The organism is Nostoc sp. (assembly GCF_036917575.1).
Taxonomy (GTDB): domain Bacteria; phylum Cyanobacteriota; class Cyanobacteriia; order Cyanobacteriales; family Nostocaceae; genus Nostoc.
In genome coordinates this window covers 68,085-86,379 of the sequence record NZ_JBALDC010000097.1, presented here as the reverse complement: position 1 = coordinate 86,379, position 18,295 = coordinate 68,085, and the positions used below count along the sequence as shown (strand labels likewise).

Annotated in this window: 19 protein-coding genes; 12 read left to right on the top strand and 7 right to left on the bottom strand. The window is 40.0% G+C overall.

Features of this window, described 5'->3' with window-relative positions:
- Positions 1–2: 2 nt before the first annotated feature.
- Together V7K79_RS27890 and V7K79_RS27885 are read left to right on the top strand one after the other, a co-directional pair.
- Positions 3–230, top strand: a complete 228-nt coding sequence (locus V7K79_RS27890) for a 4Fe-4S dicluster domain-containing protein (protein WP_012408944.1) — start codon at positions 3–5, stop codon at positions 228–230.
- 25 nt (positions 231–255) lie between these two features.
- Positions 256–1,221, top strand: coding sequence for a HEAT repeat domain-containing protein (locus tag V7K79_RS27885; RefSeq protein WP_335052480.1), 966 nt, complete (start codon positions 256–258; stop codon positions 1,219–1,221).
- Positions 1,222–1,394: 173 nt separating this feature from the next.
- On the opposite strand, the gene V7K79_RS27880 is transcribed toward V7K79_RS27885, so the two are convergent.
- Positions 1,395–1,907 (bottom strand): 2'-5' RNA ligase family protein, encoded by a 513-nt coding sequence (locus V7K79_RS27880; RefSeq protein ID WP_335052478.1) that lies wholly within the window; start codon positions 1,905–1,907, stop codon positions 1,395–1,397.
- A gap of 191 nt (positions 1,908–2,098) precedes the next feature.
- Between V7K79_RS27880 and V7K79_RS27875 the strand changes: the two genes are divergently transcribed.
- Positions 2,099–3,106, top strand: a complete 1,008-nt coding sequence (locus tag V7K79_RS27875; RefSeq protein WP_335052476.1) for an Mrp/NBP35 family ATP-binding protein — start codon at positions 2,099–2,101, stop codon at positions 3,104–3,106.
- A gap of 265 nt (positions 3,107–3,371) precedes the next feature.
- On the opposite strand, the gene V7K79_RS27870 is transcribed toward V7K79_RS27875, so the two are convergent.
- Together V7K79_RS27870 and V7K79_RS27865 are read right to left on the bottom strand one after the other, a co-directional pair.
- Positions 3,372–4,016, bottom strand: a complete 645-nt coding sequence (locus V7K79_RS27870; protein WP_335052475.1) for an HAD-IA family hydrolase — start codon at positions 4,014–4,016, stop codon at positions 3,372–3,374.
- 144 nt (positions 4,017–4,160) lie between these two features.
- Positions 4,161–5,354 (bottom strand): NAD(P)/FAD-dependent oxidoreductase, encoded by a 1,194-nt coding sequence (locus V7K79_RS27865; protein WP_335052473.1) that lies wholly within the window; start codon positions 5,352–5,354, stop codon positions 4,161–4,163.
- A gap of 84 nt (positions 5,355–5,438) precedes the next feature.
- On the opposite strand from V7K79_RS27865, the gene V7K79_RS27860 reads away from it, so the two are divergent.
- The gene (locus V7K79_RS27860; RefSeq protein WP_335052471.1) at positions 5,439–5,600 is read left to right on the top strand and encodes a hypothetical protein; all 162 of its coding nucleotides are present in this window, start codon (positions 5,439–5,441) and stop codon (positions 5,598–5,600) included.
- A 51-nt stretch (positions 5,601–5,651) separates the two neighbouring features.
- Here the strand turns inward: V7K79_RS27860 and V7K79_RS27855 are convergent, their stop codons facing one another.
- The gene (locus V7K79_RS27855) at positions 5,652–7,913 is read right to left on the bottom strand and encodes a family 10 glycosylhydrolase (RefSeq protein ID WP_335052469.1); all 2,262 of its coding nucleotides are present in this window, start codon (positions 7,911–7,913) and stop codon (positions 5,652–5,654) included.
- Between the two features lie 206 nt (positions 7,914–8,119).
- On the opposite strand from V7K79_RS27855, the gene V7K79_RS27850 reads away from it, so the two are divergent.
- Complete coding sequence (locus tag V7K79_RS27850) at positions 8,120–8,587, top strand: DUF3592 domain-containing protein (RefSeq protein ID WP_335052467.1); 468 nt, start codon at positions 8,120–8,122, stop codon at positions 8,585–8,587.
- A gap of 23 nt (positions 8,588–8,610) precedes the next feature.
- Here the strand turns inward: V7K79_RS27850 and V7K79_RS27845 are convergent, their stop codons facing one another.
- Complete coding sequence (locus V7K79_RS27845; RefSeq protein WP_335052465.1) at positions 8,611–8,883, bottom strand: Precorrin-3B methylase; 273 nt, start codon at positions 8,881–8,883, stop codon at positions 8,611–8,613.
- 391 nt (positions 8,884–9,274) lie between these two features.
- On the bottom strand, positions 9,275–9,457 hold the full coding sequence (locus tag V7K79_RS27840; RefSeq protein WP_099101968.1) for a hypothetical protein: 183 nt from the start codon (positions 9,455–9,457) through the stop codon (positions 9,275–9,277).
- 569 nt (positions 9,458–10,026) lie between these two features.
- Here V7K79_RS27840 and V7K79_RS27835 point away from each other — a divergent pair.
- Positions 10,027–11,007 (top strand): aldo/keto reductase, encoded by a 981-nt coding sequence (locus V7K79_RS27835; protein ID WP_335052463.1) that lies wholly within the window; start codon positions 10,027–10,029, stop codon positions 11,005–11,007.
- A 139-nt stretch (positions 11,008–11,146) separates the two neighbouring features.
- Here V7K79_RS27835 and V7K79_RS27830 read toward each other — a convergent pair whose 3' ends face one another.
- Entirely contained in the window at positions 11,147–11,344 is a 198-nt protein-coding gene (locus V7K79_RS27830; protein ID WP_335052461.1) for a hypothetical protein, read from the bottom strand.
- Between the two features lie 55 nt (positions 11,345–11,399).
- Between V7K79_RS27830 and V7K79_RS27825 the strand changes: the two genes are divergently transcribed.
- From V7K79_RS27825 to V7K79_RS27800, 6 genes are all read left to right on the top strand, one after another.
- A complete protein-coding gene (locus tag V7K79_RS27825) occupies positions 11,400–11,876 on the top strand; it encodes a DUF4174 domain-containing protein (protein WP_335052459.1) in 477 nt (158 codons plus the stop codon).
- Between the two features lie 1,503 nt (positions 11,877–13,379).
- Positions 13,380–14,165 (top strand): hypothetical protein, encoded by a 786-nt coding sequence (locus tag V7K79_RS27820; protein ID WP_335052457.1) that lies wholly within the window; start codon positions 13,380–13,382, stop codon positions 14,163–14,165.
- A gap of 170 nt (positions 14,166–14,335) precedes the next feature.
- Positions 14,336–15,679: a hypothetical protein gene (locus V7K79_RS27815; protein WP_335052456.1), complete on the top strand. Its 1,344-nt coding sequence runs from the start codon at positions 14,336–14,338 to the stop codon at positions 15,677–15,679.
- A gap of 385 nt (positions 15,680–16,064) precedes the next feature.
- The gene (locus V7K79_RS27810) at positions 16,065–16,415 is read left to right on the top strand and encodes a hypothetical protein (protein WP_335052454.1); all 351 of its coding nucleotides are present in this window, start codon (positions 16,065–16,067) and stop codon (positions 16,413–16,415) included.
- 68 nt (positions 16,416–16,483) lie between these two features.
- Positions 16,484–18,013 carry an efflux RND transporter periplasmic adaptor subunit gene (locus V7K79_RS27805; RefSeq protein ID WP_335052452.1) on the top strand — a complete coding sequence of 510 codons (1,530 nt, stop codon included), beginning with the start codon at positions 16,484–16,486 and terminating at the stop codon, positions 18,011–18,013.
- Positions 18,003–18,281 carry a hypothetical protein gene (locus V7K79_RS27800; RefSeq protein WP_335052450.1) on the top strand — a complete coding sequence of 93 codons (279 nt, stop codon included), beginning with the start codon at positions 18,003–18,005 and terminating at the stop codon, positions 18,279–18,281. Before V7K79_RS27805 ends, V7K79_RS27800 begins: the two co-directional genes overlap by 11 nt.
- Positions 18,282–18,295: the final 14 nt, after the last annotated feature.

The window sequence follows — 18,295 nt, the reverse complement described above, 5'->3', positions numbered from 1 at the left end:
TTATGGCTTTAATTAATCAAAGAATAGATGTTCCTGTGATTGTTGATGAATCGAAATGTTTAGAAAAATGCACAGCCTGTATTGAAGTTTGTCCCTTGGATGTGTTGGCAAAAAATCCAGAGACAGGCAAAGCCTACATGAAATATGATGAGTGTTGGTTTTGTCTACCTTGTGAAAAAGAATGTCCAACAAATGCTATTACCGTGCAAATTCCCTTTTTACTACGTTAAAGATTATCTTTCTGTGTTTTTAATAATGAATGAAAATAATAACATCCAGTATTGGCTAGAAATGTTGCGATCGCCTGACGTAAATGACCGCTTAGTAGCCGTCAAAACATTACAACATCTTGGCGAAGAAGAAACAGTAGACGCATTAATCATCGCTTTACAAGATGAATCTATTGCTGTTCAAAAAATAGCTATATCTGCCCTTTGGGAGATTGCTAATTCATCAGCTATTCCTACCTTAATTGAATGTCTCAGTTCCGTAGATGCAGATATTCGCACTGAAGCTGCATCAGCTTTAAACGAGTTAGTTACCCAGGACGATTTACTACTGTTACTAGATAAACTTCAGAGTGATAATGTAAATACACAACTAAATACTTTAATGCTGTTGCGAAAAATCCATGATATTCAATCTTTACCTTATATCTTACCATTTTTAAAATCAAGTAATCCTGAGTTAAGGGAAGCAGCAATTACTACGTTGCGATATATCAATCAAATAGAGAAATGTCCTCAAGCGTTGGATTTAATCTTTGATAAATCAGCAGTTGTGCGTCGTGCAGCTGCGTTAAGTCTAGGACATTTACAAGATGTAGAAGTAATTACTAAGCTTAATCAAGCACTCATAAATGATAGTGACTGGCAAGTGCGTCGTAATGCAGCCAAATCTCTAGCTACTCATGAAAATTCTCAAGCAATTTCAGCATTAGAAATAGCTTTAGATGATGAACATTGGCAAGTGCGGAAATCAGCAGCACAAGCTTTACAAAAAATCCCAGATATTCAAGTTATGCCGAGATTAATTCAAGCATTAACAGATGAATATCCAGATGTCCGCAAAGAAGCTGCGATCGCACTTGGTAACTTAGCTAATCCTGATGCTATTATTCCTCTACAACAAGCCTTAGATGACCCTGATAAAGAAGTATCTATCCAAGCACAACGGGCAATGCAAAAGATTCAACCAGATAAAATAGTTTTAAGGGAGTAGTAAATAATTAAGAAAAGCACAATGGTAAATCTATTTCCTAGAATAAATCTGCAAGTTTACAATTGTTTGATTGTCGCTAGCAAAGAAGCTTGGGTGAGAGGAATTTTGGAGAAAACTTAAATGAGAGCGATTGTTCTTGGTAACTTAGTAATTCCAACACGATTAAAGCATTGCTAATTTCGCAATGCAAATTCTTTACTCCAAATTATTGACCTCTGCTCATCATTAATATTTATCAGGTGGAGCTTATCTACAACACAATGATAATTTAAATCTAAATGCTGTGCTTCTTCTAACATTTGCAAAAATTTATCTGTATCTTTTGTAAATCCTCCTAGCGTTAAATGCGGAACAAATAGTAAATTATCTCTACAATGTTCAGCTAAGATCCCTGTATATAATTCATGATGTAATTTGATAATATCTAATTTTCCTTCTTCAACCATTAAAAAAAGATGATCATCCCATGATTTTTGCAATCCTTTGAGATGAATAAAAAATGTTTTCCGCTTACTCAATATTCTCTCAATATGAAGAATGAATTTTTTTTCACTGATAAATTCAATAATGGGAAATACAAATGTAATATGTGGTTCAATTAAATAAAATTGTGGGTCATATTTCTGCCTTATGTGATTGATATACTCTGTATTAATGTTGGGGTAATGTACAAGTGCGTAAGACATATTGATAAATTATTAAAGGTTACAGATACAGCATATTTAACTAAATTGAATTTTAGATTACAATCAAAATAAAATTACATATTGATAGTTATGATATACGCATCAGTCGAACACGCATTTTTATTTGACAGTAATATTTTTGTGGAGTTATCAATATCTAGGCATTATTCCCCTTTTAGCCTCCAGAAAATATGACTACAGCCTATCAGCAAGAAGTTATCCAACTGCTCAAACAAATTATCGAACCTACCTTAAAAAATGACATCGTTAGTTTGGGGATGGTGCGAAATCTACGTATAGTTGATGACTATGTTTACTTACGTTTATATATAGGTTTTCATCAGCAACACTTAAAGCCAGAAATTGAATCTAAATTATCATCTTTATCTTGGTGCAAAAAAGCTTATATTCAAATCTGCACAATTCCCGGTGTGAAAATAACTGTGGGTATTTCTAGCGGTAAAGGTGGTGTAGGTAAATCAACGACAGCCGTAAATATAGCCACAGCTTTAAGCTTACAAGGTGCAAAAGTGGGGCTATTAGATGCTGATATTTATGGCCCTAATTTGCCGCAAATGTTGGGTTTAGGACAAACTGATGTTGAAGTTATTCATACTCCTACAGGTGATAAGTTTTTACCTTTAGAAGTGCAAGGAATAAAATTAATGTCAGTGGGTTTACTTGCAGAAGCTAATCGTCCTCTAGCATGGCGGGGGCCTGTACTGCACAAAATTATTACCCAATTTCTGCAAGATGTAGAATGGGGCGAATTGGATTATTTATTAATAGATTTACCTCCTGGTACAGGTGATGCTCAAATAACAATTATCCAAGAAAGTCCAGTTTGTGGAGTTATTTTAGTAACTACTCCTCAGCAAGTTGCGATCGCCGATGTTCGTCGTAACATATATATGTTTCGCCAAGTCGGTGTTCCCGTTCTGGGTATCGTAGAAAATATGAGTTATTTAATCTGTAGTGATTGTGGTTCACGCACTTCAATTTTTGGCAGTGGTGGCGGCGAACAACTCGCAGCAGAATTACAAGCACCTCTATTGGGACAAATTCCTATTGATTCCCATATTTGTAGTGGCGGAGATACTGGAAATCCGATTGCAACCAGCGATCGCACTTCCTTAGCAAGTGAAGTTTTTGTAAAAATTGCCACTGCACTTCATGCAACTTTTACTAACGATGTGTAATTATTTCATCGAGTATATTATTATAGCCGTAGTTACACTCTTTAGGACATAAGGATGGGGTGAAAGAAGAGAGTTAGCAATAGTTTTACCTCCAGCAAGAACTGCCCTCTGCCTCCTGCCTCCTGCCTCCTGCTATATCTTGAGATGAGGAAAGAAAGTTAAAGAACGCAGGCGATCGCGTTGTGTCAGTTGCGTAAGTCCTGCTTCTGATTTATGTGGGCTGAAACCATGATTTTCCAAAGGTTTGTGAAAGTTTGTGAACTATTTACTGGCGATTAATCCAAACACCTCTGAGTCCAGCTGCTTTAGCTGCATGATAGTCTTCTACAATGCTATCGCCGATATGCCATGCCGCTTCTGGGGAACATTTATGTTTATCTAAGGCAATGGCAAAAATTTGCGGATCGGGTTTAGCTGCACGTACCTGGGTAGAAATGGTGACGGAGGTAAAAAACTCTCTCAATCCCAAGCTTTGCAATACTGAGTAAATCCGAGAATCAAAATTGGACAGCACTCCCAAAGTAACTCCCAACCGCCGCCAGTTGATTAAAGCTGGTAAGACATCGGGATAGACAAACCACGGTTCGCCAGTGCCAAAGTGGATGTAAAGTTCGCTAAAAAAAGCCGAAAAGTCAGAAAATTCCTTGAGAACACCTGCCTTTTCAAAAGTGTTCAGAGCAATTATCCGCCACCAATCAAACTCGCGCTGGGGAATATCTTGCAGTTCTGCATCTAGAAATATCGGCGGCGGCGCTGCTTTAAAACTTTGGATGAAGGCTGTATTTAATGTTTCGGCTGAAACTGTAACGCCAAATTCCTGGGCTATCTGACTATAAACTTCGCCCACACCACCTTTGACATCAAAGAGTGTACCCACAGCATCTAAAAAAATAACTTTCGGTTGTTCCATCAAAGTTTGATTGAATTGGGGATTGGAGACTGGGGAAGGTGGGGCCCCCTCTGGGGATAAGGGGTAATAGGGATTGGGGACTAGGAAGACAAGGAGAATAACCTGTCCAATGAAGGACAAATGACTAATGACCAACCTTGAAATTTATCGAGAAAGCGTTTCTATTATTGGACGGGCTAGCCAATTAAAACCAACTTTAAGCTGATGCTCTAAAGTTGGCAACCTATATAAATAAGCAGCACGACGGGCGACGTATGCCAAGGGGCCATCTAGTTTAATTCCCAAACCAGTGAGAGTAGCGTTGTCTACTCCTAGTGCCATCATTTCTCCTAACTGTTGGTAGTGGAAGGGAAGGAGGGGACGATTAGTCAGAGTTGCCCAGATATTCCAAGCAGTATAATCAGCTTGTTGAAAAGCTGCTTGTGCAGTAGCGGGGACTTGTTGTCCTTGGGCATCATGACAGTCTGCTAAATCTCCCAAGGCATAGATTTCTGGACGATCAAGGACTTGCAGATTGGATGTAGTGGTAATTTGACCACGCTGATTTTGCTTGAGAGGAAGAGATTTCACTACGGGTGCAACCCTAGTTCCTACAGTCCAAATTACCAATTCCACGGGAATTGTATCTAACTGGTTTTTGTACTCTAGGGAAATGCTATTTTGCTCTATTGATTCTACTTTGGTTTCTAAGTCAAGAAATACACCACGGGCTTCTAGAGCTTTCTTTGCTGCTTCCCGATTAAACTCTGGGGAAGTTCGCAAAATTTGGTCGGCAATTTCAACAATCCGAAAGCGTCCTCTTTCGCCTAGTCTGTCAGCTAATTTACAAGCTAACTCTACACCACTGTAGCCAGCCCCAACGATCGCTACCCGAATTTTATCAGCATCCGATTCTTCTAAAAATCGCAGGCGTTCTTCTAAACGATAGGCATCAGAGATTGTGCGGAATGTGTAGGCGTACTCTGTTGCACCAGGGACTAAATCTAGGGGTGTCTCACCTCCTAGCGCCAGCACTAATCGGTCGTAAGGAATTTCCGGGCCTTCTTGTATATTTACCCGTTGTTGGTCGATGTCAATTCCAGACACAACACCTTGATAAAAACGCACTCCTGTCCCTTGCAAAACTTCTTCAAAGGGTGGAGCAATTTCCCAGGTTTGCAATTCGCCAGTGAGTAATTCATAAAGTAAAGGAGAGAACAGGAAGCGATCGCTTTGATCTACCAGAACAATTTCCGGTTTTTGCGTAGATTCCCAAGGTAATTGGCTTAACCGCAGGGCTGTGTAGAGACCACCAAAGCCTCCGCCAAGGATACAAATTCTAGAAGTTTGTTCAGTCATCTATTCTATGCTATACAACAATCAATATTAATTAGGCAACTAACTTCAGGGTAACTGAAAGTTTCAAGATTAACTTTCTTAATCATGAAATTTGATGCTAATTTAGCCAGCTTTCTGTTGGCTTTTGTGTGTGCAATATCCGGCTGGATCGCATGGTGGCAGAACAAATTAAAGTTTGAAAAACAACAGGCTACTGAAATTGCAGTAGCTGCTGCTGAAAAAGCACTGGACGAGAAGCGTGATTAAAATCACCTTGTCATGTTTAACTGTCCACTGGACGCAAAATTTAATTTCTTCTCATCGCCGACTGCGAAAACCTTGTTTACCATTAACTTGGTCAAAGAGTACATCGTATTTATCAAACAAGGCGATGCCAGGATTTACAAATATAGGCAGTTCTGCTTGTGGCGAGATACTCAAATTCCAGCGATTAAATCCGTCACGAGTTCCTGGTGTCAAACTGTAATCAAAAATGCCATTAATTCCTACTTTTACAGCATTTGCTGACCCTAATACTCCTGGTTTGAGTTTACCTGCTGTAGAAGCTGACTTGAATTCAGTCAAACCATTAATAGTTCCAGTATCAGCGATCGCTCTACTATTACACGAATTTTTCGCAGAACTTCCAGCAAGAGTTAAACAAACTTTACTCAGTTGAGAGTCCCATCTTTTACCCGGTACACCATTAATTTCAGGTTGTTCACTCCAAGAAGCCATTTTGAAACCTGCTTGATTCTCAGCAGTTAAACCGAGAATTAGGCTGCCATTGTTACTACCACCATTACCAACGACGATAAATCCGTTACTCAGATTGCCTGATAATTTTCGCAACGGGTTATAGGGAAGTGATTTTTCAAAATAGTTAACACCGATAATTCCAGAAAATGGTATACCACTATTTGCCGAACATTTAGGTTTTTGGGGAGTACACTGGCGACTAGTAACAACTTGTACGGGAACAGGTTCGGCGGTGGGAATCAAACCAAAGCGGACATTAGTGTAAACTAATTCTCCTTCTAGGATAGTACCATCACTTAATACCTCCTTGATATTTTGACCTGTTCTTCGGATCGGAGAATTACCTAAAAACTCTTTGGGAACTCTTAGCCCTGCTGACCCTGTATCTAATAAAATACGTTTTGGTTGACCATTTGCGATCGCAACTTCCAAAAAATACCCACGAACACGTTGCCCAACGGAAGGTTTGGGATATAAAGGTAAAGATACGGTGTTAAAAGTTGGCTTGCGGGGTGTATTTTGCGAGATATCGCGCAACGCTGAATTTGGGAAAAGAGCCGCAAATGCCGACTGGCGTTGTGCTGCTGGTTCAGGGGCAATATCCCAAAGGCTTTCGTAGTAGAAAAAGCCGATACCTAAACCGCGTTGTTGGACTGCTTCTACCTGAGATTTGATTTGTGGGATGGCAACTGGGCGATTTCGTAACCCCGCCATAATACCGATACCAGTTGGGATGATTTGTTGGGTTTCTAAAATTTCTGGGCGGGTAATTTGAGCGATAAAACTTTCCACATCATTTCGGTACACCTGCATCACCAACTCATCGACAATACCTAACCGTACCCAGTTTAGCCAATCTTGCAGTTGCATTTTATAGGCGAAATTATAGTAATTAGGAGCAACTGAAAAAATAGCATTCGGTTTTCTAGCTTTCACAGTTTGGTAAAGGTCTACCATGAAGGCACTAATTTTATCTGCCCGCCATTTTATCCATGCTTGGGCTAGGGGATTCGGTGGAGGAGGATTGCCAGTTTCTTGAGTATATAGACTTATCGTGTACTTATCGTAACCAAATTCTACAGGTAAACTTGTATGGTCGTCAAATTGAATGCCATCAGCATCATATTGAGTCATAACTTCCATGACGAGTTCGCGGATAAAGTTTTGCACTTCCGGGTGAAAGGGATTTAACCACGCCACTTCACCCGCAGCACTAATTGAAGTTTGAGTGCCATCCCCTTTTTGGGTTAGCCAATCTGGATGCTGTGATGCGAGTTCCGAAGTTAGAGGAACCATAAAACCAAATTCAAACCAGGGTATTGCTAGTAACCCTTGTCTGCGAGCTTGAGTGATAATGTCTGCAATTACATCTTGTCCATCTATTCCTTTGAAGAAAAAGGGAATACCCATTTTCTGCATGATGGCGCTGGGATATTGTGTATAACCATCATTCCAGACTACGGGATAAACAGTATTAAAATTTAACTGCCGCAGTTGGCTCATGGCTGTTTGCACCTGTGAACGATTTCTAAAAACGCTAAAATCGTTACCACTTAGCCACACTCCCCGAATTTCCTGACGAGGTTGAGGAGGTAGTTGGGCAACGGCAGGGGCAAAGCTGTTGAGTAACAATACCAGAAAAAATGATATTAGACATAATAATGGCAACAGACGCTTTTTCAAAAGCCACGGCGATGTCTCTTGACTCGCTACGTGTAGCTTGCTTAAACCTAGTAGTACTTGTCTGTGTACAGGCTTAAATAGTAAGTTAGTTAGAGTTGCATTAATTTTTCTACTTTTTTCCCAAAATTGAACTGTCATTACTTCTGCTTACTAAATGAGGTTAATTGGTTATATTTAATACCATATAAACGTTAAATTGCTACACCAGGAAAACTGATGCAGTAATTTCGCTGCAAGATATTTGACGCAGTTATAAGGTTAGTAGTGCCAAATAAAAATGTTTCAAATGTAAGCTATAGTCGATATGCTGTGATGAAATTTATTGTTGTGCCATCGTCAAACCCATGAATTTCAAACCTCACCAAAACACTTTTGACGAGAAACTAAGCGCAAGTATAGGGCTAGTAATTGGATTACTATTCATTGGGGGCGGTTTTTGGGTACGTAACATTATCGCGCACGAAAGTGCAACGCTAAACGAAACACGCGGCACAGTGGTAGATAGCATCAGTCGTCGCGATCGCAGCAGTACAAACAATAATGATAATGAGCAAAAAGAAACCTATGCGCCAGTTATCGAGTTTCTAGCCAACGGTGAACGTACTCGTTTTACAGGCAGTTATGAGTCCTACCGCTCCAGCAACGGTGAGATGGTAGTGGTACGTTACAATCCTAAACAACCGATAAGCACTGCACGAGTGGTGAATCCGTTGGAAGGCTTAGTACCTTGGGGAATGTTTGGTATGGGTGGGTTAGCTGTGGTTTTTAGCGTGGGCGCACTTTTGCCTGTACGTTGGTCTTCAGGCGGGTAACTATATAATTGGTCAGTTAGAGATTAGATATATTTTGATTTTCGTGCTGACTTTGGCGGCGTTCGGTGTGCGCCAAAATATTTCTCACTGCGGTAACGCAACCACACCCGCAACACTTGCGGAATTTGGTCTTTTTCTTCCTTAGTCAGGGTATTGTAAAGGGATAAAGCGCGATCGCGTTCGCCCCGACAAGCAGCATTGTTGTGAGCATCCCAATAGCTGCGGGCTACTCTAATCCGCCGACAGACTTCTTTAATCAGTGCATCTCCCGTAAGTGGAATGTCTTGCTTGGTCATACTCAAATGCTATAAATTTCTAATGCCATCCTAGCGAGTCAGATTTATTTTGACATTGTAACAAATGACATAGGTTTCAATTCCCTTTACAGCGATAAAACAATCAAAAATTACTCAAATTTGATATATGTGCATCAAAATTAATGCACACATATCAAATTTTATTCTGACTCATAAAAAATAACAAGTTAAATAACTACAATATAAGACTCAATGAGTAATTAGGTAAGCAGTTAGAGAAAGAATCAGCCAATGATACATTTTAAGTAGAGTACCCTACCAAAAACGATGTAAGCCGAAACGAGGCTAATAGTCATCAACTAACTTGCAATTCATCTCATCACCTGCTTATCGGGTAGGCGATGAGATGAATTGCTCTATCAGCTAAGTTCTAAATAGATGAGTTTGAACGTTCTATTTGCTGACGAATGGTATCAATAGAAGCATTAATACCAGCTAATTTAGACTCTAAATCATCTCGCATCCAAATCAAGAATTTTAATTTCCGCTCTAAGCTAGCTTTGTGCGAAATGGGTTCGCTTCCATAACATGGATTACCCCAAAAAGGAAACATAGTTTACCTCTGTATTTAGCTTTTGTAAGAGTACAATAGATTGCACCACTATATTCTGACGAATAACAATCAGACTAGTGTATGTAATAACCGACTATTTTTGTGCGTGTTAACGAACTTTTGCTAAAAGTTTTCTCTTGAATTGGTGGAGGTATTTGACTAAACCGCAATCAGCTCTTTCCACTTTTCCTCTAAAAAAAAGTTAGCGGGTTCTGGCAATTTGGCATTACAACTCTGTATTTTGCAGTTTAAATAAGATATCAACAGAACAGAACAACCACAAATCGCCAGTTGTTGACCCAATGCTGTAAAAGAACTCAGCAACCAATTTACAGCGTTTGGTCATCGCCTCACTACAACTGGCTAGTAATTTACTAGAAAACCCATATTAAAAGTGCGTGAGCTAGAAAGCTGTCTTAAAACGATTGATAAAATGAATGTCAAGTATCCACAAATGAACTTACTTATATTAGTAAATACTTCTAATAATAGATGACTTAGTGGAAGGGAAAGGATAATCCTGAAAGAGGTAATATTCTAAGACCAATTACTGAGTAGTAAATTATCTTATGAGAACCAGAAAGCTAGGCAAACAAGGGTTAGAAGTTTCAACTATCGGACTTGGTTGCATGGGAATGTCTGAGTTCTATAGCGGTCGTGATGAAACTGAGGCGATCGCAACAATTCATCGGGCGTTAGAACTTGGAGTGAATTTTCTCGATACTGCTGATATGTATGGGCCGTTTACCAACGAGCAACTAGTAGGCAAAGCAATCAAAGATCGCCGAGATCGAGTAGTTTTAGCAACTAAATTTGGCAATGTCCGTACTGAAGATGGTGGTTTTAAAGGAGTTGATGGCAGACCAGAATATGTCCATCAAGCTTGCGATGCCTCGCTAAAACGTTTGGGAGTGGAAGTGATTGACCTTTATTATCAACATCGAGTAGATCCAACTGTCCCCATTGAAGATACTGTCGGGGCAATGGCAGAGTTAGTCAAGCTGGGAAAAGTGCGTTATTTGGGGCTTTCGGAAGCTGCTCCGGCGACGATTCGACGGGCTGTAGCAGTTCACCCGATTACTGCACTGCAAACAGAATACTCTCTTTGGAGTCGAGAGCCAGAGGATGAAATTTTACCTACCGTGCGGGAATTAGGAATCGGGTTTGTTCCTTATAGCCCATTAGGAAGAGGATTTTTATCAGGTGCGATCGCTAGCACTGACGATCTTGCACCTGATGACTATCGAAGAAATTCTCCTCGCTTTCAAGGTGAGAATTTTTCTAAAAACTTGCAATTAGTAGAGCAAGTCAAAGCGATCGCCAGCGAAAAAGGAGTAACTTCTAGTCAGCTTGCTTTAGCATGGCTATTTGCTCAAGGAGAAGATATTGTCCCAATACCTGGTACAAAACGCCGTACTTACTTGGAAGAGAATATCGCAGCTACCGAAATTACCCTGACTGAACAAGATTTGAATCGACTTGAAACAGTTGCACCAAAAAATGTGGCAGCTGGCGAACGCTATCCTGATATGAGTACTGTTAACCGTTGATCTATCAAGTGCTGGAGTATTTTTGAAAATTCCGCTTTCGATGCACAAGCAGACATTACCGCAGCTTAACAAAGTAATTCTGAGAGAAATGTCAAAAGTAGCGATCGCTATTTTATCGGCCACATATCTGGATACTCATTCAATCATCTGGAAACTGCCAGCACGAGATATGTTCAATATCTTTACTGCCGCATTTACAACAGACTGCATCAATCACAGAGTCCACCCATTCATACCTACAACTACGACAATGACAGAAAATGTTATTGCGGTTAGCCATTTCAATACCTTGATGCCACTGTTGTAGTTGAGAAGAGTCTGAAAAAGCTTCTGACATTCGATCAAACCTCGTTTGTGTCATAGTCTATATTATGAGCTTAACAATCACTAAAATGAATAAATCAGTATTAATCGCCCTGACTCTCACTACGTCTATAGCCTTATTGCCCGTCAGCATTGCTACTGTCCAAGGTTCAACCCATACTATCAAAATGTCTTCATTTAACCTCAGTTCCCAAAAATGGCAAAAGCGGGTGCTGCTAATCTTTGCACCGTCCGTTGAGAACCATAACTATCAGCAACAGATGCAGGTATTTAACCAGCACCAAAATGGTTTTAAAGACCGAGATTTAGTTCTTGTTCAAGTTTTGGCAACAGATAAAAGTTATGCCAACGGACAGTTAATAGATGAGTCTTCTGTTGCAAATTTGCAAAATCGTTTTGGGGTTGAGCGAGAAAATTTTCGTGTTATTTTGATCGGCAAAGATGGTGGTGTTAAGCGCCAAGAAACGACACCAGTACAAGCGACAGCAATTTTTAAGCAAATTGATGCTATGCCCATGCGTCAGCAAGAAATGCAAGAACGATAAATTGCTAAAGCAGTTAGTTTTATTGTTTAACATTAATGCAAGTACAGGTAATTGCCCTTTACTACAAATACTACGCTAATCCCTAAGCGGAAACCTTTTACAGCATTAGAGTTCTAGAAGTTGAGTAAACTTAAGTGCGAACCTACAAAAGTATCTGCTTTCAAACTTAAGCTTAATTCTTCAAGTAGATGAAAACACTCATCAAAAACGCATATACTGCTATTATCAAGCAATGAATTTATTAGCTCCTAGTTTTAGACTTACTAGGAGCTTTTTTTCTTATTTATGAATGTGTAAGTTCTGTTTATCAATAATTATTTACATAATTTGCTGTTTCCTATGCTGATAGCCTTAACATTATTCAAATTGATAATGTTGAGGCTATGATTTTATTTTGGATGCCCTATTTATCGCAAACATTTTTTAAATTGGTATTAGAGAAGTCGTAAATGTCTGCCTTACAGGCTTATAATGTTTGTGGCAACAACAGCGTGCTAAATCACAATTATACTTGTAATCTAACTTAACTTTGTTTGATGCATAGGTGTAGCCCATCATAGATATCGCCGTGTGCAACTTAATTTTGTTAAACCTTGATTCCATTGTAGGATAGGCATTTTGCCATACCAAAAAGGACGGACGAGATGTTCATCCCACAAGAATAAAAAAAGTCGCACATCGTGTAGGATAATTAAAAACTTGGGTTAGCGATCGCAATCTCTTATTTACAAGTGTTTTATTTCTATTAAAGTTAGATTTAAGACATAAATTATTAATTTATACACTACTCTTACTTAAGAACTTAATACTAGTAGTGTATAAATAGATTAAGCTTGCCTCTGAGCTATTTGCTATGAAATTTAATCAAGAGGTAGTCACGATTCCCAATGTACAACTTTGACAACTGTCCACAATAGTGTTGCACGTCTCAAGCTCATGGTAATATTATCTTACTGTCAGGGAGATATTATTTTATACATTAATTTTAACCATGCTGAAACAGCTAGTTGGGTGTGCTACCTCTAAAAAACAAAAAATTATTCAACCTACCCAGGAAATCACCAAAAGCCTTAATATACAAACCACAGAGCTTTTGAAACTCTGCTTATATAAGGTACTAAAGAGCTAACTAAGGCTCTTTTTTCGGAATCATCATAGCCAGCAAAAAAGGCATAAAACCCTCTTAGAATGGCAAAAAATTAGACAAGAGTAAATAGAAAAGTTTTGACACAATGTCAATAGTTTTTTGTATATGTAAAAATATCAAAAAGCCCAATTTGTATTGTCAATAATACATTAACATTGTGTGTTTTATTTAGATATTGATTCTCTTTGGGCTTAGTTACCTATATAAAAGTCCTATTTGATTAGTGAAAACTTAAGCTACGCTCGGTCAAATTAGGCAAACACTTAAATCTAATAAATAATTTAGGACTGCTAGATCAATCTCGATCTAGTAAAAATTCGATTATTCACAAAGTCAGTAAGAGTAACAGGAAAAACATGAATATTATAGTTCGTTTGTTTGGAGCGATCGTTCTCCAGGTATCTGCATTGGCTGCAATGTCTAGCATGGCAATGTCTGATGAGAAGCCTTTTCGGGTCGATACTCAGCAGACTCCTGCTGTTTATCCACAAAAAACAACACAAACGTCTGATGAGAAGCCTTTTTGGGTCGATACCCAGCAGACTCCTGCTGTTTATCCACAAAAAACAATACAAACGTCTGATGACAAGCCTTTTCGCGTCAATACCCAACAGACTCCTGCTGTTTATCCACAAAAAACAACACAGAGGATTTGCTCTTTAGATCCTATTGAAGATTTATTACCTCCACCACAAACTAAAGCAAGTAATTCTTTGCTTTCTTATCTTGCTGAACAGGGTTTTACACAAAATAAAGAGGGTTCCTGGGTCTGTTATGCCAACGATCCTAAAAAAGAGGGACGTTATTTTACTTTATTTAAAGTCAAACAACTTAATGGCAGGCTCATAGCAAGTTCTTTTCTAGATGAAGGCAGTCTGATTCAAGGGCAGGAAAATCGGAGCTTGGACTTCTTTATGATGCTAATTGAGCGTCATACGAATACTACTAAAGAGAACCGTCAAGGTATACGTAGATATCTACAAGCCTTCGTTTCCTTAGTCAAGGAAGGGAAGATCAAACCTACACGTCGTGGGTATCTTTTTGACCAACCAAACCGGGCGATAGTCTTATATCACACACTCTCATCAGGAAATCTTAAAGGTACAGGAATCACGATCAACATTTATTTAGCTAAGAGTTGAACTGGGGATTGGATATTGGGGATTGGGCATTAGGGATTAGGGACTGGGGACTGGGGACTGGGGAATAAGAAATAGGAAAGAAATATTTAGGAATACTTTCTCATTACCCAATACCCAATCCCCAATATCCAATCCCCAATTAAATTGCTGTCGTTTAGTGGAGGTGCATCTTGCCTAAATCAATTGTTCAAAAAATTTCGATACCGAAGGTAGTTCGCTTTGCAGCGATCGCATTTTCATCTGTTGCAGTAGTCCTCACTACGTGTCAGTCTGCTTTTGCACAGCTAAATATTGGACGCTATGGTATCCAACAAGGACTGGAGTCTGAGTATCTCCAGTACCAAATTAATAACCAAAGTTTGAGCCAGATGCGAGTCATTCCTGGATGTGATGTGGGATTTGGTCTGACTTGTAATAAAACTGGATCGGTAATCCAACAATTAGTGGAGTTAAACAATGGAACTAGTTATCAAAACCTTCTGATCCGAGCAGCCGGTGGAGAGAAAAACTTCCAGAATTTCGCTAGCTTCTACGGCAATAATCCCAATCTCTCTGCGGTGCCTTACGCCTCATTTTGGAGAAATGCATCTCCCGCAATCATGGATGGATCTCAATACGTTCTTGGACAACCTTTTGGTCGCAATCCAGTAGAAGGACTCGGACTTGTAACCAAGCAGTTCTACTGGGCACCATATTCAGGAGTCAATGACTCTGTTAGCCTCCGTAATGGATTACTAGACCTGAAATTGTCATACGGACGACTGCTGTTTGAAGAAGCCTCAAAAATTTCCAACATTCAAGAGCAGATTCAGTCTCTAGGTCTGTCGCCAGAGATGACAAATTTTTATTTAAATAAAATCTCTACAGGCTTGGATGCGTTGAGTTCTGGAAATCAAAACCAACTCCAACAAAAGATTTTTGAAGTACTATCTTTTCCATACTCCGAAGAAGGTGGAGAACTCGGACGGCCTAATAATGCGATTCCAGAGGAATTTAATCAGCTCTTAGGAGAAGATATCTCAGGAGATACTTTGCTGAGTGATAATCCACTAGCCTTGGATGGAGAAACACTAGCTTTTGATGCTTTCCCTAGCTCTGCGGGAGATGTTTTGGTACCAGAGAGTTCTGGTTCCTTTCCACTTTGGCCATTAATCGGCGTTGGGGGTCTTGGTTTAATTCTGCTTCTACTACTGGGTAGTGATAGTTCTTCAGCTCAACCACCTGTTTCCTCCGTTCAACCACCTGTTTCTTCATCTCCTCAACCACCTGCACCTGTTTCTCCAGGAAATGCACCTTTGTCTCTCAACAACAAAGGCGAATGCGATTTAACTCCCAGTGGTAATGGTTCCGATCACACACAGATTATTGAGGTTCCGTGTAATGTTACTCCTCAAACCCCCACGCAAGTGAAGAAGGTAATGGAGCCATCAACGATCAAAGCGCTTGTATTGCTAATTGTTGTACTATGGATAGTCCGTAATAAACACCGAACTTTAAAAATCTTTGGTTCGTAATAATGTTAAGTAGGTTGGCGTGAATATTTATCATTAAGACAAGGCAGGAGGCAGAAGGTAAGAGGGTTTTAGCCTATTTTTATTTAGATAGTTTGATTTTTTCATGTGGTTCTACTTATCATAAGGGGATTTAGCGAAAAGTTATAACGCTAATTTCCAGCAATGTCTATGACAGGCTACGTCTACGAATATCAGGCTTAGAAAAAATAATTAACCACTTAGGGTAGCACAGCTAGCTGTGCTACCCTACCCGTGTAATATCATTCAAATGAGAATCGCTATTATTACAATTTTGTAATTCAGACAAAGGGAAAGCTGTCATATTGGGCTGGTGTAATTAAAACTATCAACTGTTTCCAATCTCAGCAAAACAAGATTGATTGTTATGATTACTCGTCAATTTCTAGCTTTGGCAGCTATTTCCCTCACGCTTACAGCCTGTGGTCAAGCAGGCAGTAGCCCGAATCTGACCGCCCAAAACTCTCCTCAAGCGCGTGACCAACTACCGCAAGAAAGGCGATCGCACCGTCAGATAGATTTTACAGCTGCGGCTCAAAAACTTGGTGTTACCGAAGCCAACTTAAAAGAAGCTTTGGGAGTACCCACTAATCCAACCAATCCACCAGATGGAGAGCGTCGCCGTCCCGATTTGAAAGCAGCAGCTACAAAACTTGGTGTTACCGAAGAGAAATTGCGAGAAGCATTGGGAATTCCAGCACGTCCTCCGAGCAACTAATCAATTGCTTGCAGGAGGCGATCGCAACGACTCAATTGTTGTTTACAACCAAGGTGCATTTATAGCCTATGACACTTAATTCTTCCCAACAAATTACACTCAAACCCTTTAAAAAAGGCTTGATAAAAGACAAACTGACAAAATGGCTGATGGGGTTATTGATACTCAGTTCACTCACAGGCGGTGGATACCTCGTTTACCGTCAGACGGTGATTTCCTCAACTCAAGAAGCCAGAAGCAAAATGCAGACAATCCCGGTTGAGCGAGAAACCTTACCAATTACCATCTCAGCTAACGGTACTGTTGAAGCTAAACAATCGACTAACGTTAGTCCCAAAAGTTCTGGACAGCTAAAGAAATTGCTAGTAGATGAAGGTGACTCTGTAAAAGCGGGGCAAATCCTGGCATATATGGATGACTCAAATCTGCAAGGGCAACTAATTCAAGCACAGGGATCTCTGGCTTCTGCTCAAGCGAATTTGCAAAAGGCGATCGCTGGTAATCGTCCTCAAGATATTGCTGCTTCACAGGCGCAATTAAAACAAGCCCAAGCGACTTTAGAAAAAGCACAAGCAGGTAATCGCTCTCAAGATATTGCTCAGGCTGATGCACGTTTAAAAAGCGCTCAAGCAAGTTTAACAAAAGCCGAAGATGATTTGAGCCGAAATCAGCAACTATACAATGCTGGTGCTATTTCTCTTCAGACTTTAAACCAAAAACGTGCCGACAAGGATAGTGCTAAAGCTTCCGTAAATGAAACCCAGCAAGCGCTGGCATTGCAAAAAGCTGGGTCACGCAAAGAAGATATCGAGCAACTAAAGGCTGTGGTTGAGGAAAAACAGCAAGCTTTAGCACTACTAAAAGCAGGAAACCGCCAGGAAGATATTGATGCTGCACGCGCTCAAGTGCTTCAGGAACAGGGTAGCCTAAAAACGATTCAAACACAAATCCAAGACACAGAAATTCGTGCCCCATTTACTGGTATTGTGACTTCCAAGTATTCCGATCCAGGTGATTTCGTTACACCTACTACATCTGGGAGTTCGGTTTCGGGATCGACCTCTTCTTCGATTCTGTCGCTAGCATCAACTTATCAGGTTGTGGCAAATATTGCCGAAACCGATATTAGCAAAATAAAGGTAGGGCAGTCGGTAAGCATTACAGCCGATGCCTATCCTGACAAAACCTTTAAGGGAAAAGTTGCCCAGATTGCAGCTCAGGCAACTGTGGCAACCAATGTTACCAGCGTTAAAGTCAAAGTGGATTTCACTGACCCTGAAACTCTCTTGCTTCCAAGCATGAATGTTGATGCAAAATTCGATGCAGGCGAATTAAACAATGTGCTTGTTGTACCAACAGTAGCGATCGCTCGTCAGAGTAATGGCACTGGAGTACAGGTGCTTACGGAAAATGGCAGCACTCGATTTGTGCCAATTAAAACTGGAGCTACGGTAAATAACAAAACCGTTGTACAATCCGGTTTACAAGGCAATGAAAATATTTTGGTAAGTGCGCCATCGAGTTCTAACAAAAATAGTAATACTAACAGAGGTATTTCTCCTGGCGGTATGGGTGGCCCTCCTCCTGGTGGCCCTTAGTATAGTTTTGCCTAGTTTAATGCAAGCCGACGCATTAACAAAACAAGCCAACGAATTAACAATGCAAGCCGACGCATTAACAAAACAAGCCAACGCATTAACAATGCAAGCCGACGCATTAACAAAACAAGCCAACGCATTAACAATGCAAGCCGACGCATTAACAAAACAAGCCGACGCATTAACAATGCAAGCCGACGCATTAACAATGCAAGCCGACGCATTAACAATGCAAACCAACGCATTAACAATGCAAGCCGATAAATAGCATTGCAGAGTATG

What these genes read in the sequence shown, in the direction of transcription:
- V7K79_RS27890 (WP_012408944.1), top strand. Translation starts at nt 3, where the DNA reads ATGGCTTTAATTAATCAAAGAATAGATGTTCCTGTGATTGTTGATGAA.
- V7K79_RS27885 (WP_335052480.1), top strand. Translation starts at nt 256, where the DNA reads ATGAATGAAAATAATAACATCCAGTATTGGCTAGAAATGTTGCGATCG.
- V7K79_RS27880 (WP_335052478.1), bottom strand. Translation starts at nt 1,907, where the DNA reads ATGTCTTACGCACTTGTACATTACCCCAACATTAATACAGAGTATATC.
- V7K79_RS27875 (WP_335052476.1), top strand. Translation starts at nt 2,099, where the DNA reads ATGACTACAGCCTATCAGCAAGAAGTTATCCAACTGCTCAAACAAATT.
- V7K79_RS27870 (WP_335052475.1), bottom strand. Translation starts at nt 4,016, where the DNA reads ATGGAACAACCGAAAGTTATTTTTTTAGATGCTGTGGGTACACTCTTT.
- V7K79_RS27865 (WP_335052473.1), bottom strand. Translation starts at nt 5,354, where the DNA reads ATGACTGAACAAACTTCTAGAATTTGTATCCTTGGCGGAGGCTTTGGT.
- V7K79_RS27860 (WP_335052471.1), top strand. Translation starts at nt 5,439, where the DNA reads ATGAAATTTGATGCTAATTTAGCCAGCTTTCTGTTGGCTTTTGTGTGT.
- V7K79_RS27855 (WP_335052469.1), bottom strand. Translation starts at nt 7,913, where the DNA reads ATGACAGTTCAATTTTGGGAAAAAAGTAGAAAAATTAATGCAACTCTA.
- V7K79_RS27850 (WP_335052467.1), top strand. Translation starts at nt 8,120, where the DNA reads ATGAATTTCAAACCTCACCAAAACACTTTTGACGAGAAACTAAGCGCA.
- V7K79_RS27845 (WP_335052465.1), bottom strand. Translation starts at nt 8,883, where the DNA reads ATGACCAAGCAAGACATTCCACTTACGGGAGATGCACTGATTAAAGAA.
- V7K79_RS27840 (WP_099101968.1), bottom strand. Translation starts at nt 9,457, where the DNA reads ATGTTTCCTTTTTGGGGTAATCCATGTTATGGAAGCGAACCCATTTCG.
- V7K79_RS27835 (WP_335052463.1), top strand. Translation starts at nt 10,027, where the DNA reads ATGAGAACCAGAAAGCTAGGCAAACAAGGGTTAGAAGTTTCAACTATC.
- V7K79_RS27830 (WP_335052461.1), bottom strand. Translation starts at nt 11,344, where the DNA reads ATGTCAGAAGCTTTTTCAGACTCTTCTCAACTACAACAGTGGCATCAA.
- V7K79_RS27825 (WP_335052459.1), top strand. Translation starts at nt 11,400, where the DNA reads ATGAATAAATCAGTATTAATCGCCCTGACTCTCACTACGTCTATAGCC.
- V7K79_RS27820 (WP_335052457.1), top strand. Translation starts at nt 13,380, where the DNA reads ATGAATATTATAGTTCGTTTGTTTGGAGCGATCGTTCTCCAGGTATCT.
- V7K79_RS27810 (WP_335052454.1), top strand. Translation starts at nt 16,065, where the DNA reads ATGATTACTCGTCAATTTCTAGCTTTGGCAGCTATTTCCCTCACGCTT.
- V7K79_RS27805 (WP_335052452.1), top strand. Translation starts at nt 16,484, where the DNA reads ATGACACTTAATTCTTCCCAACAAATTACACTCAAACCCTTTAAAAAA.